Annotated in this window: 22 protein-coding genes; 8 read left to right on the top strand and 14 right to left on the bottom strand. The window is 37.7% G+C overall.

What is annotated here, in order from left to right:
- The 5 genes from PCH02S_RS09490 to PCH02S_RS09470 all read right to left on the bottom strand — a co-directional run bounded on the left by PCH02S_RS09490 (window position 1) and on the right by PCH02S_RS09470 (window position 1,706).
- Entirely contained in the window at window positions 1-249 is a 249-nt protein-coding gene (locus PCH02S_RS09490; protein ID WP_127452309.1) for an AbrB/MazE/SpoVT family DNA-binding domain-containing protein, read from the bottom strand.
- A complete protein-coding gene (locus PCH02S_RS09485; RefSeq protein WP_127452307.1) occupies window positions 243-587 on the bottom strand; it encodes a hypothetical protein in 345 nt (114 codons plus the stop codon). The genes PCH02S_RS09490 and PCH02S_RS09485 overlap by 7 nt, the downstream gene beginning before the upstream one ends.
- Window positions 588-603: 16 nt before the next feature.
- Entirely contained in the window at window positions 604-1,110 is a 507-nt protein-coding gene (locus PCH02S_RS09480; protein ID WP_246069002.1) for a helix-turn-helix domain-containing protein, read from the bottom strand.
- A gap of 141 nt (window positions 1,111-1,251) precedes the next feature.
- Window positions 1,252-1,455: a helix-turn-helix domain-containing protein gene (locus PCH02S_RS09475; protein ID WP_127452306.1), complete on the bottom strand. Its 204-nt coding sequence runs from the start codon at window positions 1,453-1,455 to the stop codon at window positions 1,252-1,254.
- A gap of 11 nt (window positions 1,456-1,466) precedes the next feature.
- Window positions 1,467-1,706: a helix-turn-helix transcriptional regulator gene (locus PCH02S_RS09470; protein WP_127452304.1), complete on the bottom strand. Its 240-nt coding sequence runs from the start codon at window positions 1,704-1,706 to the stop codon at window positions 1,467-1,469.
- Between the two features lie 150 nt (window positions 1,707-1,856).
- Here PCH02S_RS09470 and PCH02S_RS36920 point away from each other — a divergent pair, with 150 nt between their 5' ends.
- Window positions 1,857-2,198: a helix-turn-helix domain-containing protein gene (locus PCH02S_RS36920; protein ID WP_127452419.1), complete on the top strand. Its 342-nt coding sequence runs from the start codon at window positions 1,857-1,859 to the stop codon at window positions 2,196-2,198.
- 56 nt (window positions 2,199-2,254) lie between these two features.
- Here the strand turns inward: PCH02S_RS36920 and PCH02S_RS09460 are convergent, their stop codons facing one another.
- Window positions 2,255-5,218 carry a pentapeptide repeat-containing protein gene (locus tag PCH02S_RS09460; RefSeq protein ID WP_127452303.1) on the bottom strand — a complete coding sequence of 988 codons (2,964 nt, stop codon included), beginning with the start codon at window positions 5,216-5,218 and terminating at the stop codon, window positions 2,255-2,257.
- A gap of 146 nt (window positions 5,219-5,364) precedes the next feature.
- Here PCH02S_RS09460 and PCH02S_RS09455 point away from each other — a divergent pair, with 146 nt between their 5' ends.
- Both PCH02S_RS09455 and PCH02S_RS09450 read left to right on the top strand, forming a co-directional pair.
- A complete protein-coding gene (locus PCH02S_RS09455; RefSeq protein ID WP_127452301.1) occupies window positions 5,365-6,108 on the top strand; it encodes a hypothetical protein in 744 nt (247 codons plus the stop codon).
- A gap of 15 nt (window positions 6,109-6,123) precedes the next feature.
- A complete protein-coding gene (locus PCH02S_RS09450) occupies window positions 6,124-6,333 on the top strand; it encodes a hypothetical protein (protein ID WP_127452299.1) in 210 nt (69 codons plus the stop codon).
- A gap of 38 nt (window positions 6,334-6,371) precedes the next feature.
- On the opposite strand, the gene PCH02S_RS09445 is transcribed toward PCH02S_RS09450, so the two are convergent.
- Genes PCH02S_RS09445 through hsdR form a run of 5 tightly spaced genes read right to left on the bottom strand, consistent with a single transcriptional unit; the run spans window position 6,372 to window position 15,057 of the window.
- On the bottom strand, window positions 6,372-7,187 hold the full coding sequence (locus PCH02S_RS09445) for an HNH endonuclease family protein (RefSeq protein WP_127452297.1): 816 nt from the start codon (window positions 7,185-7,187) through the stop codon (window positions 6,372-6,374).
- On the bottom strand, window positions 7,184-8,773 hold the full coding sequence (locus tag PCH02S_RS09440; protein WP_127452295.1) for an AAA family ATPase: 1,590 nt from the start codon (window positions 8,771-8,773) through the stop codon (window positions 7,184-7,186). The genes PCH02S_RS09445 and PCH02S_RS09440 overlap by 4 nt, the downstream gene beginning before the upstream one ends.
- Window positions 8,739-10,379, bottom strand: a complete 1,641-nt coding sequence (locus tag PCH02S_RS09435) for a restriction endonuclease subunit S (protein WP_127452294.1) — start codon at window positions 10,377-10,379, stop codon at window positions 8,739-8,741. Before PCH02S_RS09435 ends, PCH02S_RS09440 begins: the two co-directional genes overlap by 35 nt.
- A complete protein-coding gene (locus tag PCH02S_RS09430) occupies window positions 10,379-11,797 on the bottom strand; it encodes a class I SAM-dependent DNA methyltransferase (RefSeq protein WP_127452292.1) in 1,419 nt (472 codons plus the stop codon). The genes PCH02S_RS09435 and PCH02S_RS09430 overlap by 1 nt, the downstream gene beginning before the upstream one ends.
- Window positions 11,794-15,057 carry a type I restriction-modification system endonuclease gene (hsdR, locus tag PCH02S_RS09425; RefSeq protein WP_127452290.1) on the bottom strand — a complete coding sequence of 1,088 codons (3,264 nt, stop codon included), beginning with the start codon at window positions 15,055-15,057 and terminating at the stop codon, window positions 11,794-11,796. Before hsdR ends, PCH02S_RS09430 begins: the two co-directional genes overlap by 4 nt.
- A gap of 311 nt (window positions 15,058-15,368) precedes the next feature.
- Here hsdR and PCH02S_RS09420 point away from each other — a divergent pair, with 311 nt between their 5' ends.
- The 5 genes from PCH02S_RS09420 (at window position 15,369) to gerPC (ending at window position 19,151) form a co-directional block, all read left to right on the top strand.
- Window positions 15,369-15,959 (top strand): ImmA/IrrE family metallo-endopeptidase, encoded by a 591-nt coding sequence (locus PCH02S_RS09420; RefSeq protein ID WP_127452288.1) that lies wholly within the window; start codon window positions 15,369-15,371, stop codon window positions 15,957-15,959.
- A gap of 2 nt (window positions 15,960-15,961) precedes the next feature.
- Window positions 15,962-16,354 carry a hypothetical protein gene (locus tag PCH02S_RS09415; RefSeq protein WP_127452286.1) on the top strand — a complete coding sequence of 131 codons (393 nt, stop codon included), beginning with the start codon at window positions 15,962-15,964 and terminating at the stop codon, window positions 16,352-16,354.
- A 6-nt stretch (window positions 16,355-16,360) separates the two neighbouring features.
- The gene (locus tag PCH02S_RS09410) at window positions 16,361-17,584 is read left to right on the top strand and encodes a tyrosine-type recombinase/integrase (RefSeq protein ID WP_127452285.1); all 1,224 of its coding nucleotides are present in this window, start codon (window positions 16,361-16,363) and stop codon (window positions 17,582-17,584) included.
- Between the two features lie 659 nt (window positions 17,585-18,243).
- Complete coding sequence (locus tag PCH02S_RS09405; RefSeq protein ID WP_127452283.1) at window positions 18,244-18,423, top strand: DUF2524 domain-containing protein; 180 nt, start codon at window positions 18,244-18,246, stop codon at window positions 18,421-18,423.
- Between the two features lie 404 nt (window positions 18,424-18,827).
- Window positions 18,828-19,151: a spore germination protein GerPC gene (gene gerPC / locus PCH02S_RS09400; protein WP_127452282.1), complete on the top strand. Its 324-nt coding sequence runs from the start codon at window positions 18,828-18,830 to the stop codon at window positions 19,149-19,151.
- A 114-nt stretch (window positions 19,152-19,265) separates the two neighbouring features.
- On the opposite strand, the gene PCH02S_RS09395 is transcribed toward gerPC, so the two are convergent.
- Genes PCH02S_RS09395 through PCH02S_RS09385 form a run of 3 tightly spaced genes read right to left on the bottom strand, consistent with a single transcriptional unit; the run spans window position 19,266 to window position 21,288 of the window.
- Window positions 19,266-19,646 carry a YolD-like family protein gene (locus PCH02S_RS09395; protein ID WP_127452280.1) on the bottom strand — a complete coding sequence of 127 codons (381 nt, stop codon included), beginning with the start codon at window positions 19,644-19,646 and terminating at the stop codon, window positions 19,266-19,268.
- A complete protein-coding gene (locus tag PCH02S_RS09390) occupies window positions 19,643-20,914 on the bottom strand; it encodes a DNA polymerase IV (protein ID WP_127452417.1) in 1,272 nt (423 codons plus the stop codon). Before PCH02S_RS09390 ends, PCH02S_RS09395 begins: the two co-directional genes overlap by 4 nt.
- A 5-nt stretch (window positions 20,915-20,919) precedes the next feature.
- Entirely contained in the window at window positions 20,920-21,288 is a 369-nt protein-coding gene (locus PCH02S_RS09385) for a hypothetical protein (RefSeq protein WP_127452278.1), read from the bottom strand.
- Between the last annotated feature and the right edge of the window lie 33 nt (window positions 21,289-21,321).

The raw sequence follows: 21,321 nt of genomic DNA, 5'->3' as shown, positions 1-21,321 counted from the left end.
TTAGATAGATTTAATCTGACTAATGCAGCTAGAACAAATTAACTTGCCGCCAGGACCTGGCTTCACATTTTCGATATTGGTACAAAGTACACAACCCGGTGCATATTTCTTTAATACAATGGTGTCTCCGTTTGTGAAGATCTCAATTGGGTCTTTAATCTCTACCCCCAGGTTCCTCCGCAGCTCAATAGGAATTACCACACGACCAAGCTCATCAACTCTTCTTACGATTCCTGTTGCTTTTAACATTCGTTATTTCTCCTCTCAAGATTGTTTGATAGATTTATAGATTTAAGGGCAAAAAATGAGTCCTTGAATTGCTGCCCCTCAGTAGGTATACTGAATGCAATGTTATTTTTAAATGCTATAACCTTGGAGTAGTCACCCTGGCCGGTGGCTGCTTCTTCTTTTGTTCCATAAAGTTCCTTCTCAAGTGCTGCTATTTCTCCGCGTACCCAATCTTCCGCAGCTGGCTTAACTTCCTTCTGGAAATAGCCCGGATTAGTTTGCATTGCTTCTAGATACGAATACAACTTGCTAAGATGTGCAAATGTACCGACATCCTTACTTACAAGAATTAATGACAATTTATCCCCTCCTCACTCAGCGATCACCTTTCTTGATTTCCAATTCATGCTTTTGAATCATTCGCTTACGATCTAAGCCGAACTCATCCTCAAGCACTCCTTGCATGACGTTGGCAGTCTCGATAACGTCTCTGATTTCTTGCCATACTCTTTCAGCACTTTCTTTTCGTTTTTCAGGCGAAATGTGTTTTGACATTGATAACCTCTCCAATGCTGTCCCAGCTTCGGCAAGTTGCTTAAGTAATAAGTCTTTAAGTGCCGCAGGGTGTAAATCCAGATTCGGAACATCCACTAAGATGTTGGAGATGTACCCACCAGTTCGCTCATTCGCAATCTCAAGAGCTATTTTCCAAGATAGACCAGATACAACCGTATCAAAGCCGCTTGGTAATGGGCGTTCTCCATTTTCAATGCGAGCTAGCGTTGTACGATCAATTGGAATTTGATTAGCAAGTTCTTCTTGAGTTAAATTCTTTTCTCTTCGGAATGCTTGAATTGCTTTTCCAATTGCGATTGTTATCACCACCTTTCGTATAAATGTGGCAAATCAGCACATAACTGATATAGATTTGTGACACAGAAGCATCTTAATATGAAATTAACGGATGATTGTTGGATCATCTCCCCTCCGCATCCGCTGACAACTCCCCTCGTCAGCGGATTTTTATTGAGCAATGCGATGATTCTGGCTTTCTTGCTCCTTCATCCAGCTCTCGATTGTTTCCATCCGAAAAAGGATGCGGGCGCCGACTTTGAAGTGTGGGATTTCTTTTTTTCGTACCATCGTGTAAATAGAGTCGCGGTGTACACCCAGGTACGATGCAATTTCGTCCACAGTTAGGGTTTTTCGTTCGACTTGTTGGTCCATGTGATCACCTCCTAAGATACGTTCGAATTTTGAACATTACTTTCAAAAAAAATAAATATTTCATTTACAGAACTGTTAAGTGCAACAGCAATCCTGTTTGCTTTTTCAAGCGATGGCTTTGCATAACCACGCTCAATATTTGCAATTAGCGAGCGAGAAATTAGCGTCCTTTTTCCTAATTCCTCTTGCGTGAGTCCCATTTTTTCACGTGCCTCAACTAGTTTAATTTGCGGATGCAATTTATTTGTCAAATCTCATCACCTCTCTCAAGTTCGATTTATGAACAATATTCTATCCTTATAATACGTTCATTTCGTGAACATGTCAACATTTTTGTTCGTTATATGAACGTTTATTTTATGAACATTTTAGATTACAATTTTATTATGAGGTGATTCACAATCGAAACCACTTTTGGAGAAATAATTAAGAAGCTTCGAAACGAAAGAGGTATAACTCAAGAACAACTTGCTCATGCATTAGATATTCCTGAGTCAACCATTAGACGTCTCGAAACAACAGAAAATCTACCAAGAAAAGAACGAATTAATCAAATTGCCGATTACTTCGAAGTTAGCGTTGATTATCTGCTTGGACGATCTAGTAATAAAGAAGAATCTTCTGTAGGCCGTGCGTTTTATGGCGGTGCTGATCAATACACTGAGGATGAACTGGAGATAGCCCGTGCCGCGGCGCAGGCTGCTGTTGAGGCTTATCGGAAAGGATTAAATAAAAAGAAATAAACGACACCCTGAAGGGGTGTCGTTTTCATTTGTAAATTCCTTTTGCATTCCTAAAATTACTCAATTGCTACCGCTACTTCATCCATAACTAAATCAAAATCACTTTCCTCTTCCTCACCTATAGTGCAGTAAGAACCAATAAATTTAGCACCGGTAATCTTTGCATTTTCAAAATTTGTATTTGTAACATTAGAATTTCTAAAGTTCGCATCAGTCAAATCTGAACCTTTAAAGTTTGCATTAGTCAGGTTAGCTTTTGAAAAATTGGCTCCTTTTAATTTTGAATTAGCTAAGTTTGCATTAGTTAGTTGCGCTAGTGTAAATTTTGCTGGTTCATTAATGTCGCGATACTTATAGAAAGAGGTTGCTTTTACCAAGTTTGCTTCAGTTAAATCAGCTCCAACAAAACTTGCGCCGGCTATTATTGTGTTTTGAAGCATTGCACCTTTTAGATTAGTGCTTCTTGCTGTTATTTTTCTTAAACTAGCATCCCTTAAATCTGTGTACTCCATTTGAGCACCTGAAATTTCACTATAATCAAATAATGTTTTTTTGAAACTACATCCAGTTAAATTAGCATTTATAAGATTAGCATATTGAAGACTTCCATTATCAAATATACAATGCCAAAACATTGTTTCATATAAATCACCGATATCTAGATCACATTTTTCTAAATCCATACGTATAAATGTTTTCATAATAAATGGATTTCGAGGTCCCTTTCGTTGATCAACTAATGTCCTTAACCATGTACCAAAAGTAGTTGATGTAGGCCAATCAATCTTTGAATGCTTTTCTGTTCTTAATGCAACAGCACCCAGGAAATAAATCAAAGCTTTTTCAGTATTTTTCGACCATACTTTCTCCACAGCATAAGCAGGTCTAGGACTTATTCGTTCAATTGGCATACCTGTCCTTAATACAAAATTTATTAATAAAATCAGTGTTTTTTGTAATTCTTTCAATTCATTCGCAGAACTATTTCCTATTTCATTACTAATAAATTTAAATAAATAAATGTCAATCTCGGACTGTCCACATAGAGATATTAAAAACTCTAGTGCCTTTCTTTCATCCCATGCTTGATCTGGATCTGTTGTTCTTTTCTTTATCATTTTATTAACAAGCTTCACAGACGCAACCAGTCTCCTAGCAGTTAGATACTCACCAAAACTTTTATGAGTAAATTCAAATGTATGTTCACCTGAATTACTATATCCTGATTGTCTAAAATAAAAAGCAGTTAATAGTCTGGTAACACCCTTACTAGCCCCTTCTTGAAATCTATTTAATACCCAACTTAGACCGCTTGAACTACAGCTTTTCTCAATCTCTGCAACTGTTGTTGTCCTACCGTCACATTGCCAAACAGACACTGCAATTTCTTCTAAAATCCTGATAAATTGATCTCTACTAACATCCTTTATTGATGGATGCTTGTTATTCGCCCAACCTCTTTCATATACCGCAATTAGTAAGTCATAATAAATCGCATTAAGGTTATTTTCTTTGGCAAAATCCACTTTCTTCCGATCAAAACTTAGTGCAACCAAATAATTCAATAGTGGTTGCGAGGTAATCTCTTCAAGATTATCTCCTGATAACTCTGAAGGTAATGATGAATATGATCGTCCACTTGCCTTACCATATAAATTCCACCAAATATCCCTTTGATCAACTTCTAACAAATCTTCCTCATCGGTATACTTTTTTCTCTCCTCTTCATTCAAATAAAAAGGTAATAAATTCAATATTTGTTTTTTATTCCTGAAAATCATTTTACTCGGTTGTACACTAATTTCTCTTCCAGTCAAAATAACTTGTATCCGTAGTTCATTATAATTTAATCTATCAACTTTCCTTTGCAGTTCCTCAACAAAATGCTTAGCAATTTCTGCAGACACTTGACCTTGTTTTGAAAGTTCATCAAGTCCATCAAAAAAAACAAGTAGTCTTTGCTCACCATTATCAGGATCAATCGGATTAGAATCTAACAAATTATCATACTTAACAAATCTTCCCACTGCATTAATTAAATCCTCATTAAGCTCAAAAAGATGAAGTGGAATAAACAGTATGGGAAACTGCAATTTATCAACTAAATTCGCTGCAAATATTTTCGCAAAGGACGATTTACCTGAACCTGGCCCACCACTTATAACTCTAATTGCATCTCTTTTATCAGAACTTTCGATCCATCTTTCCAATTCGAATTCAAGATCAATTACAATATTATCTTTATTATTTTTATTATTTTTATTATTTTTTATTGTAGTTTCACTGCTCTCAAACATATCATGTGAATCATCCATGATTTTCTCTTCATAGTATGCTCTTAGAGGGACGTATACTTCTTTCAAACTAAAGGTTTCATCAAACATTCTTTGATTAACTTGTAATTTCAAATATGAAAAATATCTTGCCCATGACTTTTCTCGTTCTGTAGCTTTAGTGAAGGGAGTATCAAAATATGCTTTAATTGGTTCGTATTCCTTTGAATCCTTCCTCCATTGTTCATTCAAAGCAAATACGAAATAGCTTGGAAATCTATTAACCAAAGACTTAGTCTCAATTTCAGTTAAACCACATTGTAATAAAAAGCTACTTAGTGGCAGCTTCATCTTTTCTAATATGAGTAGATCTTTTGGCTTATTGAAAAAATTCACATCAATAGTAAACTCTAATCCTTCGAGTGATGTCTCAATCTCCTGAAAAATAGTGTTCTGATTCTCCTCTTCGAACTTTAAAAGTTCCGAACACTCACCGACCAATTTATAAATTGCTTGTGTACTAGATTTGAAAATTAATAACCAAGCGATTTGTCCTGGGTCTTTTTCAAGCCCCAGTGCACAAAGAGATTCGTAGCTGTTATTGGCAACCTCTGACCAATTCCCGAAAGCACCTGATAATGCTGCCTTGCCTAAAGATTTAAATAACTCCTTAAAATCAACATTTAAAGGTCTATTCCATACTGAAATTGGTTTGGTTATTGTAAGTTCGTTGTTATTATAGTTCATTTCATTAACTCCTAGAGCGTTATATTATTTCATAATTTTACCATAGTAGATTCGACCTGAATAGACATTTTTTGTATCTTTAGAACTAGGTCTCGTGGTATATTAATCTTACAACCAAATATATCCATAATAGGAGTAGAGAGAACATGTCTGGAATCATTGAAATTTTGTTAAAAGTAGCCCCGCTAATAACCGTTGCCTTCGTTTTAATCAGATTTAACATCACTACAACAAACAAAACAGTAATAGATATATTACTAACCCCCAAAAACACTAGCGATTGGGAAGATTTCTTGGAAATCATATCTGTTTCATTAATTCTTGTCTTAACACTAAATATACCAAGCTTAATTTTCGACTCCGCTGAGTTCTCTAAATTTATACAAGACTTATTTATTCTCACTAATCTAGGATCATTTCTGCTAACTGGCATAGTTCTCTTGGCTTGTTGGATAATCTCCCTTTTCGGCGTGTCTATAAAAAAGAGATTGATCAACATTATTATCTTTACTAATTTTGCTTTAATACTAATTTTTTCATTTTTAAATACGGTATTGAATAAAGCTTATATTTTGCAATTATTTAACACAAAGCAAAATTCAAAACTACTCGTGGCAGTTGGAATTGTATACATTTTTTACATCTTTTTATTTTACATCTATAGATTCTTATATAGATTGTTTAATGGACCACGTATACCAGCTTATAAAATCGAAAAAACACCTGTTAATCTTGTAGAAGAAGAACTTAAAGACCTATATTTTATTTATATGTTTGACGGCGAGAGGCACATTATGGCTAATTATCCCGTAAGCCGTAAGTCAGTTACTTTTCCAGCTTACGTCTACTACCCTAAAGAAAATTCATTAGTTAAATACACAAAGGATTAATTATGGAGGTCACTTATGTTTAAAGCTGGTTTTAATCTTTCAACCGACTCTCACCTGGATGCTGCAATACACAACAAAGCCTATGTTGGGGTTTTTCAAAGAAATAAAAAAGGGATACTTGAACAGATATGCGATGGTGGAGTTATTGAATCTCATTGTGAGATATCAGTGAAGATGGCTGGAGGATATTTTTTGAAGGAGAATTGTGTGTTTAGGATTGTTTAATGAAAAACGGCACCTAAAAGATGCCGTTTTTATTTTCATTATACACTGACTAGATCCAAGCTATTTAGGATATCCTCGATCCATAAATGCTCTCTTCTTGTAGATAAATATGAACGAACAGCACCTGCATATTCTTGATCTGAATAAGCATAATTTTTAATCATTGCTTTTTTTTCTTGAGCTCTTACAGGATTAAATAACTTAAAGTCCTCGTAATCTCTAATTAATTCTTTTACAAGATTAATTTTTTCTTGTCGACGCTCTCTTAGAAATTCCTGTTTTAAATTATATATTTCTATTGAAACCGCTGCTCTTTCATATTTTTCCTGTGATTCTGATTCATCATAAGATGGTACGATTTCACCAGTTTCAAGATAATTTAATAATTTAGGATCTTCAATGTTTACAGGATCTAAAAGTTTTGGTTTTTCAAGTGAAATATCATCTAATTGAGACTTTGCACGAAAATTTTCATCCATTAATGGAAAGTGCGTTCGTTTACCGTGTCCTTCTCTTGGTTGATTACAAAAACTGCAGCTATGGCGATAATTTTTCCAATCGAATGCTAACCACCAATAACCTTCGTGATCTTCTACTTCGTGCACTGCATTTTTAGGTCTAAAATGATCGACATCAGTATCAGACCTTCCTTGAACAGACTCACAGTACCAACATTTATTCCTGGAATGAATTTTTAATATTCCTTTTAACTCCCGCCATATACGTGCATTGCGATCAATTTCAATGCTGCGTGTAGAGGCGTTGATACATGCAGCTACATTTTCACGTGCTCTTCCAGCTCTTTCTTCCCAATTTTGCGGTAAGGAAATATTATTGATATTAATATATATCATATTCCATTCACCTTGAGTTGCTGTACAATTTCGTAAACATCTTTGGCCAATTGCTTCCTTCGATCTAATTCCTCTTCAGTAAGTATCAAATTATTAATTTCTTCTCTTCTTTCAATTTCTCTGAAAGCATAAGCAAACATTCTATATGCATCATCTCGATAATTCGTAAAATCAAGTTCTTCTAAAATTTTATTTAGTTCTGATAATCTATGTCTATCATCATCACTAAGTCTATTCTTAATTGATATACGTCTTTTCTCATCTAACAAATCTAATGTGTACAGATCTAATGTTGATCTAAAGCCATAAAGTTCACTTGTAAGTAATCCAGAAAAGCCCATTCCTCTTGGATCAGTAGCAGGCTGTTGAGAAGTTATTTTTCCTGTAAAAATCTCTTTGGATAAAATTCTAACTTGCTCTTTAACAAGGCCGCTAACAACAATCGGATCATGTGTATTAATAAGCAATTGACTAGACACATCTTCTCCAACAACTTCTTTTAATAGCTTTAGATACTCCATTTTCCATTTAGGATTTAAATGTGTGTCAGGTTCATCCAGTAGAAAAAGTGACTCCTTGTCCTCAAACAATTTCAACATACCCATCACGATTAGCAATTGTTGCTCACCTTCACTTAGTGCAGAAAGAGTAACTTCAGTGGAAGTGTCATTAATTCTTCTTTTTACCAATATATCTATTTTCATCAAATGCTTTGTTAAATAAATACTTTCTAGTCTTTTAAAAACACTAATACTATTTCCAAACTCAAGGGCTAGTTCTTTAAATTTTTCTTCATTAGGAATAAATAAATATAAAAGATTCTTATTTTTATCATAAATAGGGGCTAATGAATAATTTTGTATTGTATCAATGTAATCTGCAATATCTCCTTTTAATCCCCGAGAATCGTAATTATCACCCTTTATTTTCCTTTTAGGTAATTTTATAGTAAATAACACCGAATCAATACCATCTATATCTAAGTATTTCTTCAAAAACCTTTTGCCTTTTGACTCTACCTCCTCAACTTCATAATCATTTGCGAAATATGAAAGAAGAACAAATTGGCTATGCTCATCTTTTACATAAAATAAAGGTCTTAATGGTGTTGCTTTACTTTGAGAGAGATTCTGCTTGTATCTTTGCTGATGAATTTCAAAACAAGATTCTAAACGTTGGTTTCGACCCGAATAGTATGCAAAAATATTTTTGGGAAGGTATTTAATCGACCGATTTTTAAAAAAGATACTAAAATCAATTATTCTATTATCAATTGTTATGCTATAAATGTTGTTCTCATTAGGTTCCTTATGCTTTGCCTTAATAAAAATTCGTTGTTCTTCATCAGTAGTTGTATCTTTTCTTGTATAGTCTATTTCATAGCTAAAACTTGGTCTAGCACCTAAATCTATATCTCGAAATATTAGTACAATTGCTTCAAATAAGTTTGATTTCCCACTTCCATTACGCCCAATTAAAACTGTCGTATTTGCATTTTCTTTTAATAAATCAGTATTATGATTAAAATCTATGCTAAAATCTTGTAGATTCCTAAACTTTTCTATCCATATATTGTTTACCCTCACTTGTTACCTCCAAAAATGTTACCTCTTGTTCAAAGAGTTCATTTACAAAGCCATGTTCAATACAGATTTTTAGTTCTCTATAAAATCTTAACGGATCACTTATTCCAGATTTTTCCCAAAATTCTTCTGGCCTTAACCGTCTATTAGCTTTTATTAGTAATTGAACTAAATCCGTATCTATTTGTTTTTGTGTGAAAGAGGGATTTTTAGTAGTAATCTTACTTTTGTTCTCCTTACCCACCGATTCTAGTATCAACTCCAACCGAACTTCTTCAATTGGATCGTTAGTACCAAGTTCACCACGGAAAGCACGGGCAAGTATTGCCTTTTTCATTAAATCAATTTGGTCAATGACATCAATGAGTTCTTTTACTTTATTTTCTTTTCCTAGGACTTCCACCAATATGGAGACAATCTTTTGTTGTTCAAGAGGTGTTGGATAAGGTATTTCGATACTTTCAACAAACTTCGAGCTTACATTGCCCTGATTAACTCCACCAGTTTCATTACTAAAGAAAACATTTCTAAACAAATCACTACGCAAATAATATAGTAAGAAGTTTGGGTCAGTTTGATTAGGTGTCAAAGCTACAATCCTTTGATTAAGTAATAACATCTTATCTTCGTTTATCATTACTGCATACCCATAATCTCGCTTATATTTAGTACCTGTTAGTGTCAGTAGTATATCTCCAGTTTTTATTAGTGACTTCTTAAATACTGAATCATCGAGAATATCTGGATTAACAAATACTGGATTCCTATCAAGATCAAGCTTACCATTATAAAGATTTCCCATCCTTACAACTTGATAGCCCTTTGGTGTAAAAGAATTACTATCGAACGCATACCCCGCTCTAAAATTAGCTAAGTCCCTAAGCTTTTTCTTTTCCCAACTATCCATCCCTAAACCAAGCCCTTGTCGCCATTTTGCAGTAAGTGCTCCGGTAAAAGCTTGGTGCAATATAGCAGATTTACGTGTTTCAAAGCTATCTAAAGCACTTTGTATGCGTTCCTTTGCCTGATCAAGCTTAACAAATAAACTTTCAATACGGTCAACGATTCGTTGTTGCTCAGCAATGGGCGGGAGTGGATATGCAAAGTTCTCAATATCATCTTTTCTTATTGATGGTGAATTATCTCCCTTCATATATGCATTAAGACCATTGACGACATATTCACTTGTCATTAGGTAGTAAATATAACGCGGGTTATACATCTTATTCGGATGGCAAACATAAAAGCCTGTAGATGCTATACAATCTGAATGGAACGAATCAATATATGCAATATTTCTTAGGTATGGTCTGACTAGTGAAAATAAAGTATCTCCTTCATTCACTTTACGGCTAGCTCTACTTGGAGCTTCTTCTACTGCAATTATCTTCGGTTCAAGTACCCTCTGGTTTTTATTATCAATAGCATCAATATCGATATATTTAAAGAAATCTCCAGATGGCTTAGTCGATTCCATATTACCAAAAGCAGTTCTCCCTGTAACCCACAACCAATTCTCCGGCACGTTATACTGCTGCTCATACTCTGGAACCAAAGCTTGTTCTAACAATTTTTCTGCCGATATACTTTGCTTCTTGCCCTTAGCCATTAGCGACTAACCTCCAATGACTTCAGTTCTTTCACAACGCTCATGATCAAGTCAACCGCTTCTTCAAGCTGAGCTACGACTTCCTCTCCGCTTTCAATTGGATCAGGAAGATCGTCGTAGTCGAGAACACTGTCATCACGAATAAGCCCTAAATCAAGGCTGTTACTCTTCACTCGGATTTGTTGTCGAGTAAACACATTCCAACGCTCATCCTGTACCTTGTGACGGTCTTCTGCAGTGTAAGCCGAAACAAACTCATCAAAATGCTCTACCTTGAGTGGGTTTGTTTTGCCGAACGATGGCATGTTAGTGCGTAAATCATAGATCCATACTTCTTTCGTATTGTCCTTATCGGACTTGCCGCGCGTAAAGAAAAGTACATTGGTCTTAACGCCCTGTGCGTAGAAGATCCCAGTAGGCATTCTTAGAATCGTATGCAAATTACATTTGTCCATCAAGTCATTACGAATAGATGCGCCATCACCATCAGCAAACAGAACGTTATCTGGAAGAACGACGGCTGCACGTGCTTCATTGTTTGCTTTCAAGCTACGGTAGATGTGCTGTAAGAAGTTCAACTGCTTATTGGACGTAGGGTAAGTGAAGTCATCACGTGTCGCACGCTCACCACCTTTTTTCGTTCCGAATGGCGGATTCGTGAGCACGACATCAAAATCTTTCATTGTCTTACCTTGATTAGACAAAGTATCGCCCAGCTTGATTGGTCCTTCGATGTCATGCAGCATGGCGTTCATTAATGCCAAGCGATGGGTCTCATGGACAAGTTCAGAGCCAGTGAAGGCCTGTTTCCGCTGAAAGTCCTGTAACTCAGGAGATAGTGCAAACAAATCATCGGTTTGATCCTTCACATATCGATCCGCAGCAATCATAAAACCGAATGTACCGCAAGCAGGGTCATTGCACCGTTCCCCAGGTTGCGGATTAACAAGCTTCGTCATCACGTCGATTAACACTCGAGGGGTAAAGTACTGACCAGCTCCAGACTTCTTCTCGTTTGCATTCTTCTCAAGCAAGCCCTCGTACAGGTTGCCGAGTCCTTCTTCTTTAGCCGAATACCAATCGAGCGCATCAATCGAAGTAATGAGCTTCTCCAGATTCTTTGGCTCATCGATATTCGAGGAAGCACCTGCATAAATCTCACGTACTCGACCTTTGGTATCCTCGCCTAAGTGGTTGAGCAGCTCCTTATAATATTTCTTAAGTTCAATGCCCTTTGGCTTGAGCAGTTGATCCCAACGGTACTGCTCAGGGATTTCCTTTTCTGTCTCTGTTTCCTTTGCCATTTTCAAAAACAGAATGTAAGTAAGTTCAGTTACATATTGGTGATACGTAATCCCGTCATCTCGGAGAACATTACATAAGTTCCATAATTTTGATACGATCTCTTGGTTGTTCACGCTGTTTGTCCCCTGTCTTCAAATAAAAATTGATTTAAGTCTGTAATAATTGTGTCGAGTTGGTTACGAAATATTTTATTGATGCGATTGTAGCCGCCTTGATTCTTAAATGCACCGCTATTAAATACATCACGATCAAGAATCGGCTCATGTTGCAATATAGATTCAATCCGTTGGAGCCAATCCAGCTCCATTTTACTAAAGGAATGCTTCTCCTTCAGCTTCGCAATAGCATGCTTATTACGCTCTTCCCGGCTGACTAACGAAGATCCTAATGCCTCCTTACGGATAAAGCTAATAATATCAGCTGTAATTTCCTCGTTGGACAGCTGTTTCCAAGCAGTATTCAGCTGTTGTTCCGTAAATCCCTCTCGATCAAGCTCCAAGCGCAGGCTTTTCAAGCTTTCCCGTGTAAGATCGCTTGGTCTTGTACAAACAACTTGAAGTGCAGCAATTTTGTTCATGTTGTTAGTCACAAATGCTTTAAACTCATCTAAATAATCTTTTGGTTTTAAGCCTTTGCCATATCCACGATCATGAGTAACAAGCTTATCATCTTTATCTGAAATAACCACTGCTCTTGGCTTAACACTGCCGCCTTCATTCAAGATATCAAACACCTTCTGATGAGCTAGTACATAAGCTTTTGCTTGCTCGACGGGCATGTGTTTGACCTTCTCTATAAACTGATCAGGTGTGTCGCCTTGCGCGATATCTCGGAAATGTGCCAAAGCATCTTTAGTTATATTTCGCTTTTTACGCTGCATTTTGGCCACAATCAGATCAATTTGATTTTGTAGTTGCTTCTCCGTTGACAAAACCTCTAGTCCGTCCACCAAATCGTCAAAGGATGTTGATGGTTGATTCACCACATATTTCATGGTATTTACATCCCCAAGTGATTCATACACGCCCACAGGATCGTAAATCTCAAAGTGCGTTTTTCCAATTTCAGGACAGAGACGTGTGGCACGACCCAGCATTTGTTCAAAGAGAATTCGTGATTTGACTCGTCTCATGAAGACCAGTGTCGAAATCCTAGGAACATCAATACCTGTGGTTAATAGATCAACAGTAACGACGATGTTGGGAAAACGTTCATTTTTGAAGCGTTTGATAGCTTCTTGTACTTTCTTTGGATTCCCTCCGCCTATGCTTCCTGTAATCTTCATGACTGCATCATTATCTACATCATAAGGCTCGTAGATTTTCTTAAGTAGATTCACTATTTCATCTGCATGGCTATCATCAACTGCATAAATAAGCGTCTTCGCATCACCTTCGGGATTAATATCCTGAGCAATCTCTGCCAAAACTGTGCGATTGAAATTCTCATTCTTAACCTTTCTGTTAAATTTCTCCACATCGAATTTCAACTCATCCTCAAGCTCACTACTATTTGTAATTTCTCCCGTCACAGGATCGTAAATTGCTACGACTTCACCTTTTTTATAGTTGATTCCTTCTTTACTCAGCTTTGTAACAATAGTATGAGGAGCATCATGATCAACAAGATGACCTTCGACTACAGCTCGACGATATGAATAGTTAAACACAGGCTGCCCGAAAATTTTTGTTGTTTGTACAGCTGGCGTTGCTGTCAGGCCAATCTTGACTGCATTGAAATAATCGATGACTGCACTGTACTTGCTCATATAATCTTCCTGATTACGATAAAGTAGTTCATCATCACTCATCTCTTTGTCTAGAATATATCCGCGGTGAGCTTCATCTACAATAATTAGATCGTAGTCCGAAACAGCAGGAACGGTATCCCCCTCATTATAGAGTATACGTTTGACCAAGCTCTGCACAGTAGCAACATGTAATTTAGTTTCTTTGTCAATTTCTTTGTCGCTAAGCTCCTTAATATTGTAGATATTATCCAAAGTCATGAGCTCTTCAATTTTAACTTCCTTAAAAACATCCTGGGCTTGTACCCCGAGCGAAGTACGGTCCACTAGAAACAAGATACGCTGAAAACGCCCTGACTGCAAGAAACGATATAGCATCCCTAATATCGTTCTAGTCTTTCCGGTTCCCGTTGCCATAGAAAGCAAAACTTTGTCTTGCCCATTGATGATGGCCTTCTCAGCAGCCTCAATAGCTTCAATCTGATATTCACGAAGGTTAAGACCGTCAGCATCACTTAGCAAATCATATGGCGTTGTTCCTAGAGCTCTATCTGCTGCATCGGTATCTTTGTTCAATAATTCCATAATGCCGTCTGGGCTCATCCACCCTTGAAGAGCCTTGGAGATATTTGATTTTTTACGTAAATCCAAAAACCATATTCCCGACTTCGTCTCAAGTTGTTTCAAATATTTACGTCCATTCGTAGCAAATACAAAAGGCACTTTATACTGACCCCATTGTCCAAATTGATAAGCTGAGTGATCTTCTCGAACGGCTTGAGCATACTCTTTGCATTGGTTATCAATGACAGAAGGAATATCAGTGTACTGACGTTTTGCTTCTATGATTCCAACCATTTGAAGTCCAACGAACAGTGCGTAATCAGCGGAACCGTTTTTACCATTTACGCTACGAGTCGGCCATTCAGCAATAGCAATATTACGACCCTTTTGTGGCTTGCTCCCTTGAGAATAACGTATGTTAACCGTATCTGCTTCCCAACCTACTTTTCGCAGTTGCTCGTCTATAATATACCGAGTCTGCGCCTCGGAAAGATGAAGTTGCTCAATCGCTTTGTTCCCTCTAGAGGTTCGTTCCTCGATTGTCACACTTGGAGAAACTGTCGCTAGCTCTGCTAATTTGGTAAGTTCTTCAATCTTTGCTTCTTTTTCACGAATAATAGCTTCATAATCCGTTTGCGATTGATTCTTTTGTATAGGCAACTCAAATCGTTCTGGTGTGTACTGCCAATCCCCATACGTTTGCATAAACCATATGCTTAACTCGTGTGCCATGCCCATCAGTACCTTGCAATCTTCTAACGAATCATAGTTGGCATGAACTGCTTTATTTCGAGCCATACGAAGGCTGTACAATATATCGTCTATTTCCCTAGGTAATAGTCCTTGATTTTTAAGCAATTTAATTCGATTCGAGTGTGTATTATCATAACTTGGAGGCTGAATTCCATCTAATTGAATCATAATGTTGACAATTGTTTCTCCGAGCAATCCCAATTTGATTAAACATGAATTTTTGTCGGAATAAAGGTATTCTTCAGCAGTTCCACCTATTTGGGTAAGAATAGGAAAAGCATGTTCTAGAAATTTGAAATTAGATTTCATTTCAGTTCCCCCTTGTGCTGATTTTATAGTATTCCCTATTAGTATTTATCTGTAATTTAGGTCAACCTAAAATGATACTCAAGTCTATAACATTACAATTTTATCATAGTAAAATAGACCTGGATATACAGAATTTGTATTCTAATACAACCATCCTATTAAATCTTTTGTCTTACTCTATTGTTTTTCAGAATTAGGATTATCATATAATGCGGCACATTCTACCTTATTCTGTTATTTTCGACAAATACACGAACATATATTCCTATTTATGACGTTTTATGATACCATCTACCTATAGGAGGTAGCATATGGACTTATCATTTTATAAACCTACTGAACTCGAAAAATGGCTTGAGAAAGAGTATCGCAGTATCGGTATTGAGTATGCCTCAGATATGGATTTGGACCTCATAGCATCCATCTTTGATGTTGAAATCCGCATGTATGCCGGGCCCTCTTTCGCAGAATGGAAAGAGGATGAGTACTCCTTTATCTTTCTAAATGGTTATCTAGATCAAAAGCAGAGGCGTGAAGTGTTTTTCCATGAGCTTTGCCATCCGCTGCAGCATGTCGGCCGACAAGAAATTATGCCTAGATCGTTTATTGAGCTGCAGGAGATTCAGGCAAAACATTTTCAACATTATGCAGCCATGCCATCATACTTACTAGAAGAATTTAAGAATGTCTCTCCACCCCTCCTCGTAAAAGTAATGGCTGAGGAGTTTTGTCTATCCGAGAAGTTTGTTCAACATCGATTAACTCAAATTCAAATGCGAGTGCAAACCGTACAATATGAAGAAGAATTGATTCGTCGTCGGAGCATTAAAATTACAATTGATGATGACCACGTTAGGCGTGTGATGGCACAACTTGGTCCAAAACAACTTGAAGGAGCATAAAAGTGGCAAGGTTATCAGTTTATTATTCAGAGCATCCTGAGGATTTTCATCCAGTACCAGATAAATTAAATATCTCTTTCGCTCGAGGGAAAATAGAGTGGCATAAGAACCAACTTTTCATTCCATTAGAAGCTCCATTTCGTCCTAAAACAGCCGATGATTACTCGGAAGATATAATGAGCGTCACTATTCTGTTAGAAGACCTTATGACGCATCCTGAGCGTCCAAATCAGTTTGGGATTAACATACATAGTGTTGTTCGTCGTTTAGAGAAATTGAAATATCAAGAGGGTTTACATTTTGAGTACAGTGACATTGAACAATTCATCATTCAAATGGGGGATATTGAAGAAATCATGCAGATGGACGTAAAGCCTTTTTATGAATGGAGGTAATTTGTTGTGGCAAGCATTCAGAAGAGCGGTAAAAACTCTTGGAGGCTCCAGGTCGATCTTGGTTATGACGTTAACGGAAAACGGCTGTATAAGCGTAAGACAGTCAGCGTAGAAGATGCCGATAGGATGAAGAAACTGGAGTTAAAGCGTTTTTTAGACAGCGAGCTTTCCAAATTTAAAATTGAGGTCGAAGTCGGGGAATACATTTCTCCTGACAAAATGAAATTCGATCAGTTTGCAAAAGAGTGGGAAAGTAAATTTGTCATGAAGCAACTGGAACAAACATCCCAAGAGAATTACGTCAGCATCATGAACAATCGACTAATCCCACACTTTGGTCATATGCGTGTGGATCAGATACAAACATTCCATATCATGAACTTCGTTGAGTCATTAGATCAGCCAGGAGCGCGGTTAGACGGTAGTGGTAAACCTCTCTCCTCTTCGTCAAAAGTATACATCTATCGCGTTTTACGAAGCGTCTTCATGCGGGCAATGGACTGGAAAGTAATTAAATCAACCCCAATGACTGGTGTCGCAAAACCAAAAGAAGTAAAAGTGGAATGTGAAGCTTACGACGAAAAGGAAACGATGTTTATTTTTGAAGCACTTCAAAACGAACGTCCTGACTTTCGAATGATCGCCACACTCGCTCTTACGACCGGTTTACGCCGCGGTGAGCTTCTTGCGTTAGAATGGCACCACGTAAATCTCGAAGCCGGCACGGTCGAAGTGAAGCAATCTCTCCCCCGTTTCAAAGATGGAGCTCCTCTTATCAAGGTACCCAAGAATAACAGTTCATTCCGCAAAGTCGCCCTGCCCGCATCCGTTATCTCTGAATTCGAGGAATTTTATGATTACAAAAAGGCTGCTAAAGAGGATGTTATCGACAGATGGCAAGGCAAGGACCGCTCATTTGTATTCTGCTCAACATTTGGTAATGCCTATTCGCAGAACTGGCCAACAAAACAATGGCACTATTTCCACGCGAAATTAAAAGGTGCCATTAAATATATTCGCTTTCATGACCTCAGGCATACCTCAGCAACACTCTTGATCAACCAAGGCGTTCATGCTAAGGTTATTTCAGAGAGACTAGGACATTCCAACATTGGAACAACAATGAATGTCTACGGACACGTTTTACGCGCTGCTGATCACACTGCTGCTAATAAACTTGATTTCCTGTTCGACAGTAGAAAAAACAAGGTAAACAAAGGACAAGTTTAAGGTACCGACGAGGTACCAAAAGGTACTGTTGAGGTACCAACTAGATCATAATTAAATTCAGTTCAGTCTAATTGACCTCATACACATTCAAATAAACCGCACCAAATCAACATTCATTCGACTATAACAGGATAGAAGAAAATCGATATTTCACTTCTCCCATGAGACGGCCCGTAAAAGGGCCGTCGTATTAATTTAAAAAACAGTTTCCTGAAACCCTTATATGATAAGGGTTTCTTTGTGTATAACAGGGGTTAAAAATTATATAGTACAGAGAGTGTTTTTCACATTTGGTGACCAATTGGTGACCAAATTTAATTATATAGAATAAATAACCTCACATAAGTTCAGATAAACTACATAAAGAATATACAAGTTAATTTACTTAACCTTGGTGGATAAAGCTCTAATTTGGCATATTTAACGGCTCATCTTCCCATCCTCGATATAATTTTTATGGTATCACCTTAATCATAATACAACCAAACGATGAAATCGCTCGCCGGGCATTTATTTTTATCCTTCCAAGGAGTAGTCGTATCAATTTTTGCTTTTTGTTTATAATAATCTCGTGGACAAGAAAAAGAAATACGACTAGTCAGTAAAAGAGCCCAAATACTACGCCGAATGTGGAATTTGGAACCTAAGGAGAGAAGCAGATGCTTAACAATTTGGATAGCAATTACGACTGCGCGAATGCGGGCAATGATTTACATAATCTGATCCAAGAGCTTGAACAGTTCGAAGGTCCCGAAGAGCAGCGCAACCGACTCGAGAATCAAATCCATTTTATCCAAAATAAATGCTCCATTCCGCACGAACACTTCCGTTACCGGTAAGAAGAAAGAAAAGTCCATGCTCCTTTACCGAGCGCGGACTTTTTTCATGTTTCCCACAAGTTGACGACTCCACAATTCTCATCGCATACTGCGGAATGTTTGAACTTTTTTTCTTAAGAACCTTGCGCTTTCCTTTTTAATGGTCCCCATACATTCGCATCCTAGCCGCTTCCATGCTTAAGTATATGAAAATAAGCCCAAGGGAACTTTCCTTTGGGCCTTTGCTTTTTTTCTTCATTAATAATGATACTTCTCTTGGCCCAGGCTCTCATTATTTTTTACGAATCCGAGATTGCTGAAGGCGTGAACGAAAAGAAGGCTGATACAGTACCGGAAGACGATTTGTTGCCGCCACCTCCACACCCAGTTGTCCAATGATTCAAAGGAGGCGACCTCATGTATGATTGAATAATAATTTTCCCCCTTGGATTTGTATTTTTGAGCAAAGATTAGCTATGCTTGAGAAAAAGCAATGTGAGTTGAAGGATCACTTGGATAAGCAAATTAATGAGAAGCTGAACCATCAATTGGCTGGCCAAATAGACTCGCTGCCTCAGAATATAACCTACAAAATCCAAGAACTCCATGTAAACGAGCTTAAAGGTACGTTGAACATCGGTCTAACGGCCCCTGCTACTGAACAAATGAGGGACATAATTGAAAAGTTAAAAACTGACCAGGCACACATTTCCGAAAACATTTCTACTCAACAAAGTACGGATAATTAATGATCACTAAGCGAAATGACACTAATACCAATTTACAGAACTCTAGTGTTTGAAAAAAGCCCTTGGGATTTTTACCCATGGGCTAATTTTTCAGGAGCATGCTTTGTATGTTTTTTATAGCTCGGTCATTTCATCTTCTGTCCATTCATTATTTAATTCTGCTTTCAGAACATCTCTGTATCCAATCCATTCCCAGTCCACTGTTTCGCCATTGGGCTTTACTATATCCAAACGAAATTCACCATGTTTAGTGCGCGTTACGATGCCTGTAATTTTCCGAATCTTGAATTCCTCGTATAAAGTTAGTTCGATTGGTTTCTTGTACATATGCGACAAACTCAACACAGCTGATATGTTTTGTATTTCTTGCTCGTCTCGTATAGGTCGTGAAATGCGTTGTGCCTCTTTCCGATTTCTAATGGCGGGCTCTTTATGTTGAGGAAGCATCATTCGACTGGACTCCCAAAGTCCGTTAAGCTCTAATTTCTTACTCATTTATAATGACCTCCAATTTTACCAGCTCGATCCGCTGCTAAACCAGCTTTCATTAAACTGGAAGCCCGAATAATTGCCGTATTGCCAAAGCGGTCTTTAATTCCGTCTAGAACGCTGTCAAGCTTCCTTAGCTTCGTTACGTCTTCAAATAGATCTAGTTGTGTAACTTCCTCATCATCAAGTGATCCTAGCGTAACGCCAACTTTACGCACCGGGTGCCCATTCCAATTACGATGAAAGATCTCACGAACTGACTTGAAAACTTTCAGAGTATTATTTGTAGCAAAGGGCATCTTGCGCTGTTGACTAAAGCCTGTAGGCGCATCGTATGGTGAGCACATACAGAATACATGAACGGTTCCGCTCGTATACCCCTTTGCACGTGCATCGCGGCAAACTTCTTCCGTTAATTCCAAGAGCACAATATCTACCTCTTCTGCCGTCGTATAATCTCGTGGCAAGGTCATTCCGTGACCGATTGATTTTGGAGCTACATTAAATGTGCCAGGTGTGACTGGACTATCATCAAGACCGTTAGCTGTACGCCACATGACTTCAGCTTGAATATCCGATTGTTTACCAAAGCGCGCACGAAATTTCTGCTTAAGTAAATGCAATGGTGTTTGAGCAACATGACCTATCGTTGTCATTCCAAGAGCCACGAAATGCCGAGTCATGCGCGACCCAACCCCATACATCTTATCCACACTTAAAGGCCATAGGACACGTTCTACATCCTCTTTACCAAGCGTAAAAATACCATTCGGGTTTTTCTTCGCAAAATTGTCCGTTGCTTGCTTGGCAAGGATTTTAGTTGGACCGATGCCAACACGAATACGTACATTCATTGACGCCGCGACCTTTTTTTGAATCATACTTGCCAGTTCTTCTGACGTACAGCGAAAATGATTGAGCGAACCCGTCACATCTAGAAACTGCTCATCAATAGAAAACACTTCAACTAAATCGGTATACTCTTTGTAAATGTCAGTAATTGCAAGTGATACATCGATATAACGCTGCATATGCGGACGCATTACAATAACATCTGGGCATAGCTGCAGAGCTTCTCCAAGTCGCTGAGCCGTGCTAATCCCAAAGCTTTTGGCTATTGGACATGCTGCCAAAATAATTCCAGATCTTCTGGCAGGATCACCGGCCACAACAACTGGAAGATTATCTAGTCCAGGATGTGTAGCCTTTTCGACGCTTGCGTAAAAAGATTGGCAATCCGAGAGGTAAATTGTGCGTTCGCTTTTTTCCCTCATTACCATTACAATGACCTCCGCATTCTCATTAAAGTTGTCATGAGTTCAGCTTTAATCAAACTTCTGAGCATTGTGAAATGATGGACGTAACCACGAACTTTATATTCAACGTTAATGCCTAAAGGAGTCATCGATGTATTCAACACCTTAATATCACGCTTTTTCATTTTACTCTTAATACTTTGGATTGCTGGATAAATAGTGTTCTCGACTTCTTTTAGGTAAAACAGAATATGACCATAAATAATTTTGTCTTTGTGAACCCTGAGTTCTTCACAATCCCTCGACAACATATCGAGCAATATAGGAAGCAGTGTAAACTCTTTGATTAATTGAACATCCTCGTCAGTCTCAACATTTGGCATGACACTCATTTAATCACCTCAAAATAGGAACGTTTGTTTGTG

The organism is Paenibacillus chondroitinus NBRC 15376 (assembly GCF_004000765.1).
GTDB classification, from domain to species: Bacteria; Bacillota; Bacilli; order Paenibacillales; family NBRC-103111; genus Paenibacillus_E; species Paenibacillus_E chondroitinus.
The sequence above is the reverse complement of the archived record's forward strand: the minus strand, read 5'-3'. Positions and strand labels throughout refer to the sequence as shown.

Bases quoted from the DNA above. Each gene is read 5' to 3' on its own strand.
- PCH02S_RS09435 (WP_127452294.1), bottom strand. From the start codon at position 10,379: ATGGCTAAGGGCAAGAAGCAAAGTATATCGGCAGAAAAATTGTTAGAA.
- PCH02S_RS09455 (WP_127452301.1), top strand. From the start codon at position 5,365: ATGTCTGGAATCATTGAAATTTTGTTAAAAGTAGCCCCGCTAATAACC.
- PCH02S_RS09420 (WP_127452288.1), top strand. From the start codon at position 15,369: ATGGACTTATCATTTTATAAACCTACTGAACTCGAAAAATGGCTTGAG.
- PCH02S_RS09390 (WP_127452417.1), bottom strand. From the start codon at position 20,914: ATGAGGGAAAAAAGCGAACGCACAATTTACCTCTCGGATTGCCAATCT.
- PCH02S_RS09475 (WP_127452306.1), bottom strand. From the start codon at position 1,455: ATGGACCAACAAGTCGAACGAAAAACCCTAACTGTGGACGAAATTGCA.
- PCH02S_RS09445 (WP_127452297.1), bottom strand. From the start codon at position 7,187: ATGATATATATTAATATCAATAATATTTCCTTACCGCAAAATTGGGAA.
- PCH02S_RS09490 (WP_127452309.1), bottom strand. From the start codon at position 249: ATGTTAAAAGCAACAGGAATCGTAAGAAGAGTTGATGAGCTTGGTCGT.
- hsdR (WP_127452290.1), bottom strand. From the start codon at position 15,057: ATGAAATCTAATTTCAAATTTCTAGAACATGCTTTTCCTATTCTTACC.
- PCH02S_RS09385 (WP_127452278.1), bottom strand. From the start codon at position 21,288: ATGAGTGTCATGCCAAATGTTGAGACTGACGAGGATGTTCAATTAATC.
- PCH02S_RS09405 (WP_127452283.1), top strand. From the start codon at position 18,244: ATGCTTAACAATTTGGATAGCAATTACGACTGCGCGAATGCGGGCAAT.
- PCH02S_RS09460 (WP_127452303.1), bottom strand. From the start codon at position 5,218: ATGAACTATAATAACAACGAACTTACAATAACCAAACCAATTTCAGTA.
- PCH02S_RS09450 (WP_127452299.1), top strand. From the start codon at position 6,124: ATGTTTAAAGCTGGTTTTAATCTTTCAACCGACTCTCACCTGGATGCT.
- PCH02S_RS09395 (WP_127452280.1), bottom strand. From the start codon at position 19,646: ATGAGTAAGAAATTAGAGCTTAACGGACTTTGGGAGTCCAGTCGAATG.